General features: G+C 45.4%; 12 protein-coding genes. 6 read left to right on the top strand and 6 right to left on the bottom strand.

The window, feature by feature from the left end:
- Nucleotides 1–123: 123 nt before the first annotated feature.
- Complete coding sequence (locus ACED46_RS00690; RefSeq protein WP_371720720.1) at nt 124–1,035, top strand: LysR substrate-binding domain-containing protein; 912 nt, start codon at nt 124–126, stop codon at nt 1,033–1,035.
- A gap of 139 nt (nt 1,036–1,174) precedes the next feature.
- Here ACED46_RS00690 and ACED46_RS00685 read toward each other — a convergent pair whose 3' ends face one another.
- Complete coding sequence (locus ACED46_RS00685) at nt 1,175–1,375, bottom strand: DUF4250 domain-containing protein (RefSeq protein ID WP_004736508.1); 201 nt, start codon at nt 1,373–1,375, stop codon at nt 1,175–1,177.
- A gap of 132 nt (nt 1,376–1,507) precedes the next feature.
- On the bottom strand, nt 1,508–2,188 hold the full coding sequence (locus tag ACED46_RS00680) for a hypothetical protein (protein ID WP_371720719.1): 681 nt from the start codon (nt 2,186–2,188) through the stop codon (nt 1,508–1,510).
- A 237-nt stretch (nt 2,189–2,425) separates the two neighbouring features.
- Between ACED46_RS00680 and ACED46_RS00675 the strand changes: the two genes are divergently transcribed.
- Nucleotides 2,426–4,735: a YgiQ family radical SAM protein gene (locus tag ACED46_RS00675; RefSeq protein WP_371720718.1), complete on the top strand. Its 2,310-nt coding sequence runs from the start codon at nt 2,426–2,428 to the stop codon at nt 4,733–4,735.
- A gap of 85 nt (nt 4,736–4,820) precedes the next feature.
- Here the strand turns inward: ACED46_RS00675 and ACED46_RS00670 are convergent, their stop codons facing one another.
- Genes ACED46_RS00670 through ACED46_RS00660 form a run of 3 tightly spaced genes read right to left on the bottom strand, consistent with a single transcriptional unit; the run spans nt 4,821 to nt 7,775 of the window.
- Nucleotides 4,821–5,285, bottom strand: coding sequence for a GtrA family protein (locus ACED46_RS00670; protein WP_017062031.1), 465 nt, complete (start codon nt 5,283–5,285; stop codon nt 4,821–4,823).
- Nucleotides 5,272–6,759, bottom strand: a complete 1,488-nt coding sequence (locus tag ACED46_RS00665; protein WP_017063527.1) for a glycosyltransferase family 39 protein — start codon at nt 6,757–6,759, stop codon at nt 5,272–5,274. The genes ACED46_RS00670 and ACED46_RS00665 overlap by 14 nt, the downstream gene beginning before the upstream one ends.
- Nucleotides 6,756–7,775, bottom strand: coding sequence for a glycosyltransferase family 2 protein (locus ACED46_RS00660; protein ID WP_050634924.1), 1,020 nt, complete (start codon nt 7,773–7,775; stop codon nt 6,756–6,758). Before ACED46_RS00660 ends, ACED46_RS00665 begins: the two co-directional genes overlap by 4 nt.
- A gap of 125 nt (nt 7,776–7,900) precedes the next feature.
- On the opposite strand from ACED46_RS00660, the gene ACED46_RS00655 reads away from it, so the two are divergent.
- The 4 genes from ACED46_RS00655 (at nt 7,901) to ACED46_RS00640 (ending at nt 11,853) form a co-directional block, all read left to right on the top strand.
- Nucleotides 7,901–8,578 carry a response regulator transcription factor gene (locus ACED46_RS00655; protein WP_371720717.1) on the top strand — a complete coding sequence of 226 codons (678 nt, stop codon included), beginning with the start codon at nt 7,901–7,903 and terminating at the stop codon, nt 8,576–8,578.
- On the top strand, nt 8,575–9,873 hold the full coding sequence (locus ACED46_RS00650) for a HAMP domain-containing sensor histidine kinase (RefSeq protein WP_017063525.1): 1,299 nt from the start codon (nt 8,575–8,577) through the stop codon (nt 9,871–9,873). Before ACED46_RS00655 ends, ACED46_RS00650 begins: the two co-directional genes overlap by 4 nt.
- A gap of 92 nt (nt 9,874–9,965) precedes the next feature.
- Entirely contained in the window at nt 9,966–10,913 is a 948-nt protein-coding gene (locus tag ACED46_RS00645; protein WP_371720716.1) for a pyridoxal-phosphate dependent enzyme, read from the top strand.
- A gap of 202 nt (nt 10,914–11,115) precedes the next feature.
- Complete coding sequence (locus ACED46_RS00640) at nt 11,116–11,853, top strand: dienelactone hydrolase family protein (protein ID WP_371720715.1); 738 nt, start codon at nt 11,116–11,118, stop codon at nt 11,851–11,853.
- A gap of 75 nt (nt 11,854–11,928) precedes the next feature.
- On the opposite strand, the gene ACED46_RS00635 is transcribed toward ACED46_RS00640, so the two are convergent.
- The gene (locus ACED46_RS00635) at nt 11,929–13,182 is read right to left on the bottom strand and encodes a D-amino acid dehydrogenase (RefSeq protein WP_171732034.1); all 1,254 of its coding nucleotides are present in this window, start codon (nt 13,180–13,182) and stop codon (nt 11,929–11,931) included.
- Nucleotides 13,183–13,221 lie beyond the last annotated feature (39 nt).

Raw genomic sequence — 13,221 nt, 5'->3', positions numbered from 1 at the left:
TGAATAATCTAAAGCTGAAAAATTAAATCCATCTGGACATCTAGACGTTTACAAATGAAAGAAAACCCCGTAGGGTGATTATTAAGAAATATTGAATTGGCTTAGGGAATATGAGGAAAACTCATGATAGAGCTTAAACACCTTCGAACATTGACTACCTTAAGAGACAGCGGCTCGCTAACAGCGACGGCAACTTCTCTTCACTTGACTCAGTCGGCGCTTTCTCACCAACTGAAAGACCTTGAGGCGCGTATCGGTGGTCAGCTTTTCCTACGTAAAACTAGACCAGTTAAGTTCACCTCTGAAGGTGAGATTTTGCTTAGGCTTGCCGATGAGATACAGCCAAGAATAGCTAAAGCGGAGAACGAACTCGCGAGCCTGAAAGAGGATGTGAATGGTCGTTTGCACATGGCGATTGAATGTCACTCATGCTTCCAATGGTTAATGCCTGCTTTGAAGGAATATCAAGTGGCTTGGCCAAGCGTAACGCTAGATTTCTCGTCAGGCTTTGGGTTTGAGCCGCTACCCGCGCTAATGGCAGGCGAGCTAGATTTGGTGATCACCTCTGATATACAGCCTCGCTCTGAGGTTCATTACGAGCCGCTTTTCGATTTTGAGATGCGTCTTATCACCGCGATCAACTCGCCTTTGGCCGATAAAGCGAGCATTGATCCGCAAGATCTTAGCGATCTCACCATGCTCTCCTATCCTGTTCAAAAACAACGTTTAGACGTCGTGAAACACTTTTTGCAACCAGCAGGTGTAGAACCTAAGAAGTGGAAACAAGCAGACAACACCTTAATGTTGGTGCAAATGGTATCGGCAGGATTAGGTGTCGCGGCATTACCAAATTGGGCGTTCAGTGAGTTCTCAAGACAAGGTTTGATAGCCAGCAAACCGTTAGGTAAAGGGCTTTCAAGAAGACTGTTTGCCGCAGTAAGAAACTCAGAAAAAGACAAACGTTACCTACAGGCTTTCTTTAGCACAGCAAGACAGCAGAGTAAGAGTCACTTAGATGGTATTGAGGTCGTTTAAGAGGTTCATTATTGAGCTAGCTTAAGCCTGTATTAAATCGGAAAGGCAAACGCCAGAAACAAAAAAAGTCACAGATAATCTGTGACTTTTTAGTTTCAGTATCGATGATTTTCGATATCTGTTGATTCGCGAAAATAGACTATCTTGGATAAGACTTAAACTGGTTAGTCAATGGGTCGTATTGATAGCCAAGCATATCGAGCTTGCCCACGACACTTTCTATATCCATTTCATACATACTGATCAGCTCTTCAAAGCTATCGCACTCTAGGCGAAGTTTCTCATTCACGATTCCCAGCAAGATAATGCTATCGAAACCTTTGACGTTGCTTAAATCCATCTCGTACTCCTTACGAACACACCGACTAAAATTAAGTTTAGAACGCTTACCAAGGCCATGCTAAAAAACTGATCACACTTCTTAAAGAGAATGCGTGATTAATGAGCGCACGTAATTAATGAAAGTGCGCGATTAAAGTGCCCACACTGGCGTTAAACCCACAGCCGCAGCCAATAACATCAGTAACGAAACCGTCAGTTGAAGTTTTTCCGGGGTTTTAACGAACAGTAGATGCCAACACCACACCACGATAGCTGAGATTAGCAAAGCAAAGCTGAACAGTAGCGTTGAAATCACTGGTTCTAGTTGAGCTTCAGACAAAGAATAAACACTCACGACTGTTGCCAAAACCACCAACATGCCCGTCAAAACACCAACAACAGGCAGAACACGGTGAAATGCCTGTAAGCGTGTTCTTGCAATCGTCAGCAGTAAATGGCCAAACGCTGAGCCTAACAGTGCCACTAGCAATACAGTAGTGATGATACCAACGGTAGTTGCTTGTTCCGTCGCTTGGATAGCAACGTAAGACAATGCCAAACCACAAGCTAAGTACATCACCCAAATAGGGCCAGAATCGCGTGTCTTCTTAGTTTGAACTTGAGAATAGAAATAAAAGGTCGCAAACACGACCAGAAAGGCTTCAGTTTTTACTGAGGCAACGGCAAGCCACAGCACGCCAATCGCAGGTAACATCTTGTGGATACGACCACGCTGCCCCGGACAAATATCCCCTTTCACCAAGATGAGGGTTAAGATCAGTTGGGCTCCTAAAAGCATCGGAGCAAATTGTACTAATAACGTTTCGACCATTGTGGATCTACTTCTTCAGACTTATTTTCGCGAATAATATCAAAAACTGCTGCGAACACTAATCAAAATCACAAATTAGCGACGTTATTCAAGGCTTCAACTATGCTGTTGTATGGTTCTTTTGTCGCCATTTACCGTAAAAAGACGAAAGACACCAGAACTAACAGGGGCATGTTCTACTGGCTAGTCTAGGCTCATGCCGCTATAATTCCCGCCTCAAAAATCAGAGGTTGAAATATGTACAGCGATATCACTCCTATTCACGAACACAAAAAATACTGGGCCGAGTGCTACGGAACTGCACCCTTTTTGCCTACCAGTAGAAAGGAGATGGATGCTCTTGGATGGGATAGCTGTGACATTATTATTGTAACTGGTGACGCTTATGTCGATCACCCGAGCTTTGGTATGGCTATCATCGGCCGTCTGCTTGAAGCTCAAGGTTTCCGCGTGGGCATTATTGCTCAACCAAAGTGGGACAATAAAGATGCCTTCATGAAGCTAGGTAAACCTAACCTATTCTTCGGCATCACAGCGGGTAACATGGACTCCATGATCAACCGCTACACCTCTGATCGCAAATTACGTCACGATGATGCTTATACTCCGAACAATGAAGGTGGCAAGCGTCCTGATCGTGCAACTCTGGTTTATTCTCAACGTTGTCGTGAAGCTTACAAAGGCACGCCAATCGTGCTTGGTGGTATTGAAGCGAGCTTACGTCGTGTAGCTCACTACGACTACTGGTCAGATAAAGTTCGCCGCTCTGTATTGTTTGATGCAAAAGCTGACATTCTTCTTTTTGGTAACGCTGAGCGTGCACTGGTTGAAGTAGCACACCGCATTGCCGATGGTGAAGACATGTCTACGCTGACCAATATCCGCGGTACTGCTATCAATCTTCCTGCGGCCCCTGAAGGCTTCAAGATCATTGACTCTTCTCGTATCGAAAAGCCGAACAAAGCGTATGTTCCGGTTAACCCGTACGAAGTTGAAACTCAGTGTGATACCAAGAAAGACGAAAAAGAAGAAGTAAAAGCGCAACCTATTACTATTCGCCCTTCTCGTCACGATGCAAAAACTACAGCGGTTCGTATCCCAGGTTACGAAAAGCTAAACAATGACCGTATTCTTTACGCTCACGCTAGTCGTATTCTGCACCTTGAGACAAACCCGTACTCAGGTCGTGCTCTGATTCAACGTCACGGTGATCGCGAGCTTTGGATTAACCAAGCGCCTATTCCATTGACCACAGAAGAGATGGACTACGTGTTTGGCCTTGCGTACAAGCGTGTTCCGCACCCGATGTACGGCAAAGCGAAAATCCCAGCATACGACATGATCAAAACCTCGGTTAACATCATGCGTGGTTGTTTTGGTGGTTGTTCTTTCTGTTCAATCACAGAGCACGAAGGTCGCATCATTCAGAACCGTTCGAAAGAATCTATCTTGGATGAGATCGAAGACATTAAAGATAAAGTACCGGGCTTCACAGGTACTATTTCTGACTTGGGCGGCCCAACGGCGAACATGTACCGTTTAGGTTGTTCAGATCCAAAAGCTGAAATTAACTGTCGTCGTCCATCATGTGTGTTCCCGAAAATCTGTGAAAAGCTAAACACAGACCATCAACACACTATCGACCTGTACCGCTCTGCGAGAAAAGTACCGGGTGTTAAGAAGATCATGATCGCTTCTGGTGTACGTTACGACTTAGCGATTGAATCTCCAGAATACGTTCGTGAGCTTGTGACTCACCACGTTGGTGGTTACTTGAAGATTGCTCCAGAGCATACTGAAAAAGGCCCACTGGATCTGATGATGAAGCCGGGCATGGGCACTTACGATCGTTTCAAAGAGATGTTCGAGAAGTACAGCGCTGAAGCCGGTAAGAAACAGTACTTAATTCCTTACTTTATCTCTGCTCACCCGGGCACAGAAGATGAAGACATGCTTAACCTAGCAATGTGGCTGAAAAAGCACAACTACGAGTGTGACCAAGTACAGAACTTCTACCCATCGCCAATGTGTAATGCAACGTCGATGTACTACTCAGAGACTAACCCTCTGAAACGCGTGAAATATAAGAAGCGTGAAGATGTTCCTGTGCCGAAAGGTGATCGTCAACGTCGTCTGCATAAAGCACTGCTTCGTTACCACGATCCTGAAAACTGGAAGATCATCCGTGAAGCGCTGATCAGCATGGGTAAACAGCACTTGATCGGTGATAAAGCAAACTGCCTAGTACCAGCAGAAGACTTTGATGCACAAACACCAGCACAACGTCGTAAGTCTGGTCGTCACGGTTCACAGCGCTTTGCTACTAAGCACAGCAAGTCTCAGCCAGGTCTTGGTGGCGAAAGCCCACGTAACCACTCTGGTAAGAAACCGGGTGGCAAGAAGCCGACTGGTAACGGCAACGGTAGCCAAGGCAATGCTAACCAAGGCGGCGGAAATGGCAAACCAAACCGTAACAAAACGGGCAATGGTCAAGGTGGCAAACCTGCGGGTAACGGTAAGAACCGCCAGCGCGCAGCACAACGCTAATATCGCGAGCCAATTTACTTCGCTATCGTAAAAACACAAAGCGCAGCTATTTAGCTGCGCTTTTTTGTGTCTGTTACAAGATAGCCTAACGAGCAAACACCCAATACTGACTAAGCAAATAGTTACTGACCATGCCCACCAAGATGCCAACCGCCATTGCGATAAACACTGCCCCAGTAAATGCAGGCAGCAATTCAGTCATCAACTTAAAGCACAGCAAATTAGGTATCGCCGATATTGATGCAGAGAACATGAACTTTTGCCATTGAATCAGCTTTTCGGACCAATTCCCCTGCCCTTTGAATTCAAAGGTCAACACTCGATTTCCAAACCAGGTTGTCGTTGCTGCAACGATGAAAGAGCCAATTCGAGCACTCATTAACGGCAGCCCAATAACGTAATGCAGCAACGCAAACACGGCACAATCGACAACAAAGCCACCCGACCCCACCATAGCGAATTTAATCATCTTATGATGAGGTTGTAGTTTTTGGTTTAGCACGTCGAACTTGTGGCTAAACAGTCTCGATGACGAGTTAAAATTGAACATCGCCATCACTTCGAATATGGCTCAACGATAGATTTGGTTTGATGTTTTGGCTATGACAACTAAATAGAGCGCGCTTGATCTTCACCGTCGGCTCTAAAATACAGGTTAACGCGTTGTCTTTAATCTTGGTTTCTACTTCCGCTCTTTTACCAATCAGATAGAACTTGTCGATACCATCTAACTGCTTAACATCAAGTAGCTTTTTCGCTTGTCCATGACTGTAAAATTGCCCAGAGAACGGTCGTTTACCGATGTAAAAGCTCGGCGCTTCATCCGTGATCTGCTCGAAGATAATACGGTCACTTTTCTCGTTCGCTTTGCCTAGGTTGAGGTAGACCATCGCAATCATTAACAGCACAGGTAGCACCAAAGCCACACTCGAGAACCACTTCTTATCTTTTTCTACCACAAGCGTTGCCACCAGCAAGCCAAGGGCTGGAATACCCGGTAGGACGTAAGCTGGAAGAATATTACCCGCCATAGTGAAAAGAATTAGAGGAGAGACCAACCAACACACAAGGAATGAAAACAACCCACTATGTTCAGCGTTAACTTCTGCGATTTTCTTACGACGGGCGAAAGTCAAAATAGGCAACACAATCGACCACGGCGCAGCCGCTTGAATCCAGAAAATCCAAATCATGCCTCTTGCTTGGTCATGGGCAGAACCGTATAAATCGCCCTCCCAACCACTCACAACAAAACGCTTAAAGTGCTCGCCAACAATAAAGTAATCAATAAAACCCGGTGTTGCCATTTCAGCCATGATGTACCACGGCAAAGCAATCGCTAGCATCACGCCTAAGCCTGACAACAGTGGAAAGCGTTGCCATAACACTTTAAAAGCGCCAAAAAATCCATGTTGCAATACTAACCAAGGGAAAACGGCGATACCCATAATCACAATCGCTACCGGCCCTTTTGCCAGCAAGCCTAGTGCTAAGCCAATGAAACCGACATAGCCCCAAGACCGATTAGTCTTCGCGCTCCCTTCTCCCTTCGAACCCTCTCCTCCTAACCAACATAGGTAGAAACCTAACATGGCTATGGTCATCGCTAACGTTAATGCCATGTCAGTCATAACAGCACCCGCCGCGATAGAGAAAATCCCACATGTCGCCAATACCACGGCCGCCACCAAGGCACTTTGTCCGGTGCGCTTAGCCATGTACGCAACCAACAAAATCGTCGCAAAACCTGCTAACCAGTGTGGCGCACGCACAGCAAACTCACTCAAACCAAACAGCTCAATGCCAATCGCGCTCATCCAGGTAAACATCGGAGGCTTACCCCAGAAAGGGATGCCGTAATCAAATTGAGGGGTTAACCAATTGCCGGTTTCTACCATCAAGCGAGCCATCTCACCGTAGCGCGCTTCCGTAGTGTCCATTAAAGGGTATGTCGCCAGAGATAAGAGCCTTAGAACCAATGCAAAAGCCAACAAATACCATAGGTGCGTTCGGTTCAGGCTCATGCTGACTCCTCTAATTTAAAATGCGTTTTTAATGCAGGGGTATCGACCACCGATTGGATCAGATACAAAGGACGGTTCTTGGTTTCGATGAAAATACGACCTATGTATTCCCCCATTAAACCAATACTCAGAAGTTGAATGCCGCCAAGGGCAAGTTGAACCACCATCATTGACGGGTAGCCCGTAATAGGCTCACCAAACATCATGGTTTTGAACACGATGAAGACGCCATACACGAAAGCAGTAAGCGCCACTAATCCACCAACGGCCGTCGCAATACGCAGTGGGCGGATAGAAAATGATGTGATGCCATCCATCGCCAATCCGATGAGTTTCAGGTAGTTCCACTTGGTCTCGCCACAGAAGCGAGCGTCGCGCTTAAACTGAATCGTTGCTTGTCTAAAACCTGGCCATGAAAAGATGCCTTTCATGTAACGGTTACGTTCAGGAAGTTGATTGATATGATCGACAACCTCTCGGCTTAACAGTCGGAAATCACCCACATTTTCTGGAACATCGATCTTCGCTGCCACGTTCATGACTTTGTAAAAGCTTGCTGCTGAAAACTTCTTAAACCACGTTTCACCATCACGTTGGCTACGCTGCATATTGACGACGTCATAACCTTCGCGCCATTTGGCAATCATTTGAGGAATCAGCTCGGGTGGGTCTTGTAGATCGGCATCGAGCAAGATCACAGCTTGTCCTCGGCAGTGTTCGAGGCCAGCACTCATCGCTGATTCTTTACCAAAGTTACGGCTTAAACCGATCACAGAAATTGAGCTATTGATTGAAGTGAATGAACTCACCAAATCCAAGCTGTTGTCTTTGCTGCCATCATCGACATAAACAATTTCACTGGTGATGGGTAAGCTATCCAGTACCTTGGTTAAGCGAGAATGAAACTCTTCTAACACCTCTTGTTCATCGTAAAACGGCACAATGATCGATAGTGAAACGGCGGGATTGATCCGTGATGTGGAGACTTTAGGTCGGCTAATATGAAGTTCAGACATAATACGTTCTTCTATTTTTTAATCTGAATCCAATCTACCCCCTCATAAGTGAAAGTTATGTTATTGACATATTTTTCACGCTCACTCAGGATAATGTTACCGTCTATTTCTGTATGAGAATCAAAATGAAACGAGTTCTATTAGTCGAAGATAACCGTGAAATCGCAGGCGTATTATTTGATTATTTTGAGTGCATTGGGATGGAGCTCGATTACGCGGACAACGGTGAGCTTGGCTTGCAACTCGCGATGGATAACTCTTTTGATATCATCATATTAGATCTGATGCTGCCAAGAATGGACGGCCTAACGGTTTGTAACAAGCTAAGAGACCAAGGCAACACAACCCCGATCCTGATGCTTACCGCGCTTGATAGCCGTGAAGACATGTTGAAAGGGTTTGACCACGGTGCCGATGATTACCTAACCAAGCCTTTCGATTTGGATATTTTAGAAGCCAGAATGAACGCACTGGTTCGTCGTTACCGCGGAAAAGTCGCCTCTTCAAAACTTCAGTTCGATGAACTCACCATCGACCAAAAAACCCGTAAAGCTTACCGCCAAGATAAACTACTAGCGCTCAACCCAACCACTTACACCATACTTGAGATGCTGTGCCAAAGCGCACCTGAAGTAGTCACTCGTGAAGCTATTTCCTACAAGTTATGGGAAGAAAACGAACCCAACAATGATGTGTTGCGCAGTCACATTTATCAGTTACGTAATCAACTCGACAAGCCTTTCGACACTCAGATGTTAATTACGGTGCCTAAAGTTGGCTTCCGATTGGAGCCATCGAATTGATTTCAAATGTTCTTACAAGCACAAAAACCCTAACGGGCCGCTTAGCGGTTTTCTTTGGGTTAATGGCCGTAATTGTGTCGGCATTTGTCTATGTGGTATTTATCACAGCCCTGTACTTGTCGGAAGACCGCGTGGGTGAAAGACGCATCCTAATTGACCGCAACTATGCAGTCGGGTTATTCCAGTCAGGTGAAAGTGGAGAGCTTCGTATTGATGACCTGACTATCGCTTACAACGATCTTTCCTATCTACCGAAAAAGTATTTAAAGTATATTGAAGGCAAAGAAAATTTCATTGGTGAGGTCGGTGAAGATCCAGAATCTCGCATGGTCTATGTAGGCGAGTATACTCATGAAGGTAGAACTCACCCTATTGTTCTGCTTTCTGAAATAGACCGTGTCGAGCTTAGTGTCTTTGAGCTCGTTTATGCCACCACATTTGTATTAGCCCTTCTCTCTATTCTAATATTCAGCTTCGGAGCTCTGCTCTATCGGTTGTCTAAACGGCTGATTGAGCCCTTCAACTCCCTGTCTGAACAGCTTGAATCCAATAAGCTCAATCTAAACGAAGAATTTGGAGTGAATGACGATGCGGCGGTGGAGTTTCGTCAGTTGACGGATCAACTCAATCAATACAGAAGAGAAATCAATTCTCTAGTAAAACGCGAGCAAGCTTTCGCACGCTACTCAAGTCATGAACTAAGAACTCCGTTGACTGTTGCTCGTGGTGCCAACAAACTGTTACTGAGAAGCGAAACAACCGAATTTCAATCTCGTCAGGTTGAACGTATTGATGAAGCCATTGTTCAAATGTCTGAAATGGTCGATGCACTGCTTGGTCTCGTTCGCTATGAAAGAAACAGTGACGATGCACCGCTACGTTTATTCAGCCAGCAAGAGCTAGAGACTATCGTTTCTAAAAATTCGTTGCAGGCTGACGAGAAGGAAGTCGCGATAACCTTACAAGTTCAATCAGAACCCACAATTCAGGCCACCAGCGCGATAATGAATATGTTGGTCGGTAACTTGTTAAGAAACGCGATTGCAGCCACTAATAGCGGTACAGTAACTATTACCCTTTCTCAAGACAGTCTTATTATTGAAGACCAAGGCGAAGGCCTGCAGGAGCAATACAACCCGAATGGACACGGGCTAGGTTTGTTGATTGTCGATGACTTGTGTCAGCGTTTTCATTGGGACTTTGAATTGTTTAATCGCAGCTGTGGTGGATGCACAGCCAAGATCACCTTTCAAGCCGATTCATCCGCGTCAATATCGAACGAAAACTTGATTTAGTTGGTTTACAGCCGCCTCTGGCTACTAGATACTCGTCCGTCCTATTTGATTTAAAAATGCTGGCTCTTGAGTCAGCATTTTGTCTAAGTGCGATGAAACTAAATAATAGCCCTGTAACTCAACATCAATACAACGACCACACCTTTTTCTTAAAGCGTGACGATCAGCTTCATTCCCACTTTTGCGGCAACAAAGCCAGAAAGTTCATGAAGCTACTGGAAGACGAGCACCCAAGCACTACCACCCTAATAAGCTATGGTTCCGCTCAAGCCAACTCATTGTTCTCGCTAGCCGCACTTGCAAAAATCAAAGGTTGGACGCTTGAGTTTTACGTTGATCACCTACCTCGATGGCTACAAGAACGCCCACTCGGCAACTACCGTGGCGCTATCGATCTCGGGGCTGAGGTTATTTCAGTCAAAGAAACAGGCTCTGAGCTTCATCCACAAGAATATATTGAGCAAGTAAGACAACCTGACTCACAATGCATTGTGTTACCAGAAGGTGGACGCTCTCAGCTTTCTGAATATGGCGTAAAACAACTGGCGATGGAAATACTGAGCTGGACTCGCTTTGAAAACCAATACGATTTTGTTGTGGCCCTACCCGCAGGAACTGGCAGTACTGCGCTGTACCTTCATAAGCATTTAAAAATGCACAACATCCCAGTGCTAACCTGTGCTTGTGTTGGTGGCAGTGACTATTTAACGCAGCAATTCAATGAGCTTGGCGAAAGTGAACATCCGCAGATATTACCTCTCCCGAAAAAGCACCACTTTGGAAAACTGTATAAGCAAGACTATCAGACATGGCTAGATCTTCAGGAGCAAACTGACATTGAATTCGATCTGCTTTACGATCCATTGATGTGGCAATGTTTAGAGCAATGGCAGGCAGATAACCCAACTAAAACCATTATCTATATTCATCAAGGTGGCATCTTAGGCAATGAATCAATGCTGCCTCGCTATCAGCGTAAGTATCCTGATATCAGAACAAGTGGTTCTAACAGCGATAGCAGCGCAGCCCCTGCTTGGTAATGGTTCAAACCTCCTAAACCTGTTATGCGAACAATCACAGTGACGGCTTACTGTGATTGTTTCTTTCGTTTAAGTCTCTTTTCATTTCAGACAACTGCCCTTCTTGCTTTACCCATCAAATCCAAACTGACAATCTGGCGAGAATCATAACGTTATCTATACTTTCCATTGGATTGCCACTCGTCACCTGAAGGATTAACGTATGCGAGCACTTACTACACTAGGTCTGTTTTCAGTTTTACTTCCCTTTTCAGCAATTTCTGGAGAAAACGTTACTTACCAAGTTGACGGTATGGACTATGAAGGTTATTGGAGTGAAGCCAGTGACCAAGCCCCTTTGGTGTTGCTAATACACGATTGGGATGGCTTAACTGATTACGAAAAGAAGCGTTCTGAGATGCTCAACGAACTCGGTTACAACGTGTTCGCTATCGACCTATTTGGTAAAGGCATCCGCCCAACCGAAGTGAAAGACAAAAAGCAGCACACGGGCGAATTGTATAAAGACCGTGAAAAAATGCGTGCGCTACTCAACGCAGGAGCCATGGAAGCACAAAGACTTGGCGGAAACTTAGATAACAACGTAATGATGGGATACTGTTTCGGCGGAGCCGCTGTATTGGAAGCCGCTCGTGCGGGGATTCCTTCGAAGGCTTACGTCACCTTCCATGGCGGTTTATCAACACCAAAAGGCCAAGACTACTCGCAGACTAAAGCTCCCGTAGTCGTGTTCCACGGCACGGCTGATGCCATGATTTCAATGCACGACTTTGGAAGCCTCGCCGCTCAACTTGAATCAACCAAAGTTCCGCATGAAATGATCACCTACAGTGGTGCGCCACATGCCTTTACTGTATTCGGCTCAAACAACTATCAACAAGAAGCTGACCAAAAATCGTGGGATAGATTTACCCATGTGCTAGAAACCACCACCAGATAATCTTCTCCCTCAGAACCCATAACCCCATTCTAAGGCTTAAGAATGGGGTTGTTTAATTATCACTGCATCATCTCACTACAAATAGCGGTGGATACTTAAGTCATCAGTTTTAATATCACTAGCTGAGCCACTGACCACGCTTGCCAAGATCTTTCCTGAGCCACATGCCATTGTCCAACCTAATGTCCCATGTCCAGTATTTGTAAATAGGTTCTTGATAGGCGTCTTTCCTATGATAGGCGTGCCATCTGGCGTCATTGGTCTTAACCCAGTCCAGTATTCGGCTTTAGAAAAGTCCCCCGCTTGTGGGAAAAGATCTTTAATCACCATATCAATCGTGGCTTTGCGTTTTTCTGGAATCAGGTAATTAAAACCCGCAAGCTCGGCCGTACCCGCGATACGAATACGGTCATCAAATCGCGTCATCGCTACCTTGTAGGTTTCATCCATCACAGTCGAGGTTGGTGACTTATCTGCATTCACGATCGGTAGTGTTAACGAATACCCTTTCACTGGATAAACCGGGATAGACAAGTCGACTTGTTTCAACAGTTCTCGAGAATAGCTTCCTGAAGCAACCACATAAGCATCCGCTTTGAACTCGCCTTGAGTCGTTGTAATACTCTCAATGGTTTGATTCTGATGATTCAAACTTACCACTTCGGTATCAAACACGAACTGAACGCCGAGTTGCTTGGCTTTCTCAGTCAGGATTAAACAGAACTGATGACAATCACCGGTTTCATCGTGTGGTAAATACAGACCGCCCACCAGCTTGTCTTTAACGTCTGCTAAACCCGACTCCACTGACAGACACTGTTCAACATCAAACAACGAGTGTTCGATTCCACTCTCTGTTAACAGCTTCATATCCTGCTGAATAGCGTCCAATTGTTTTTCGCTTCTGAATACTTGCAAGGTGCCTTTCTGCCGGCCCTCATAAGCCAAATCTTCACTGATTCTTAGATGAGTCAGGCAATCTCGGCTGTAGTTAGCGACTCGTAACATCCGCGATTTATTCTGTGCGTACTTGGCTTCATTACAGTTGGCGAGCATCTTAGTCGCCCAAGACATTAACTCTGGAGAAAGAGAAGGCTTCACTTTAAGTGGCGCATGTTCTTGGGTAAGCCATTTCATCGCTTTCAAAGGGATGCCCGGTGCCGCCCATGGTGATGAATAACCGTAAGAAATTTGCCCGGCATTCGCAAAACTGGTTTCTTTGCCACTGCTATCTTGACGATCAATAACCGTGACCGAGTGACCTTCTTTTGCCAAGTACCATGCGCTGGTCAATCCAATAACACCACTGCCAATTACAATAACTTCCATTCTCTTCCCCTAATGCCTGACAAAGCCAAATCTGTCGAA

The organism is Vibrio sp. 1S139, from assembly GCF_041439475.1.
GTDB lineage: Bacteria > Pseudomonadota > Gammaproteobacteria > Enterobacterales > Vibrionaceae > Vibrio > Vibrio crassostreae_C.
The sequence above is the reverse complement of the archived record's forward strand: the minus strand, read 5'-3'. Positions and strand labels throughout refer to the sequence as shown.

Bases quoted from the DNA above. Each gene is read 5' to 3' on its own strand.
- ACED46_RS00690 (WP_371720720.1), top strand. From the start codon at position 124: ATGATAGAGCTTAAACACCTTCGAACATTGACTACCTTAAGAGACAGC.
- ACED46_RS00685 (WP_004736508.1), bottom strand. From the start codon at position 1,375: ATGGATTTAAGCAACGTCAAAGGTTTCGATAGCATTATCTTGCTGGGA.
- ACED46_RS00680 (WP_371720719.1), bottom strand. From the start codon at position 2,188: ATGGTCGAAACGTTATTAGTACAATTTGCTCCGATGCTTTTAGGAGCC.
- ACED46_RS00675 (WP_371720718.1), top strand. From the start codon at position 2,426: ATGTACAGCGATATCACTCCTATTCACGAACACAAAAAATACTGGGCC.
- ACED46_RS00670 (WP_017062031.1), bottom strand. From the start codon at position 5,285: ATGTTCAATTTTAACTCGTCATCGAGACTGTTTAGCCACAAGTTCGAC.
- ACED46_RS00665 (WP_017063527.1), bottom strand. From the start codon at position 6,759: ATGAGCCTGAACCGAACGCACCTATGGTATTTGTTGGCTTTTGCATTG.
- ACED46_RS00660 (WP_050634924.1), bottom strand. From the start codon at position 7,775: ATGTCTGAACTTCATATTAGCCGACCTAAAGTCTCCACATCACGGATC.
- ACED46_RS00655 (WP_371720717.1), top strand. From the start codon at position 7,901: ATGAAACGAGTTCTATTAGTCGAAGATAACCGTGAAATCGCAGGCGTA.
- ACED46_RS00645 (WP_371720716.1), top strand. From the start codon at position 9,966: ATGAAACTAAATAATAGCCCTGTAACTCAACATCAATACAACGACCAC.
- ACED46_RS00640 (WP_371720715.1), top strand. From the start codon at position 11,116: ATGCGAGCACTTACTACACTAGGTCTGTTTTCAGTTTTACTTCCCTTT.
- ACED46_RS00635 (WP_171732034.1), bottom strand. From the start codon at position 13,182: ATGGAAGTTATTGTAATTGGCAGTGGTGTTATTGGATTGACCAGCGCA.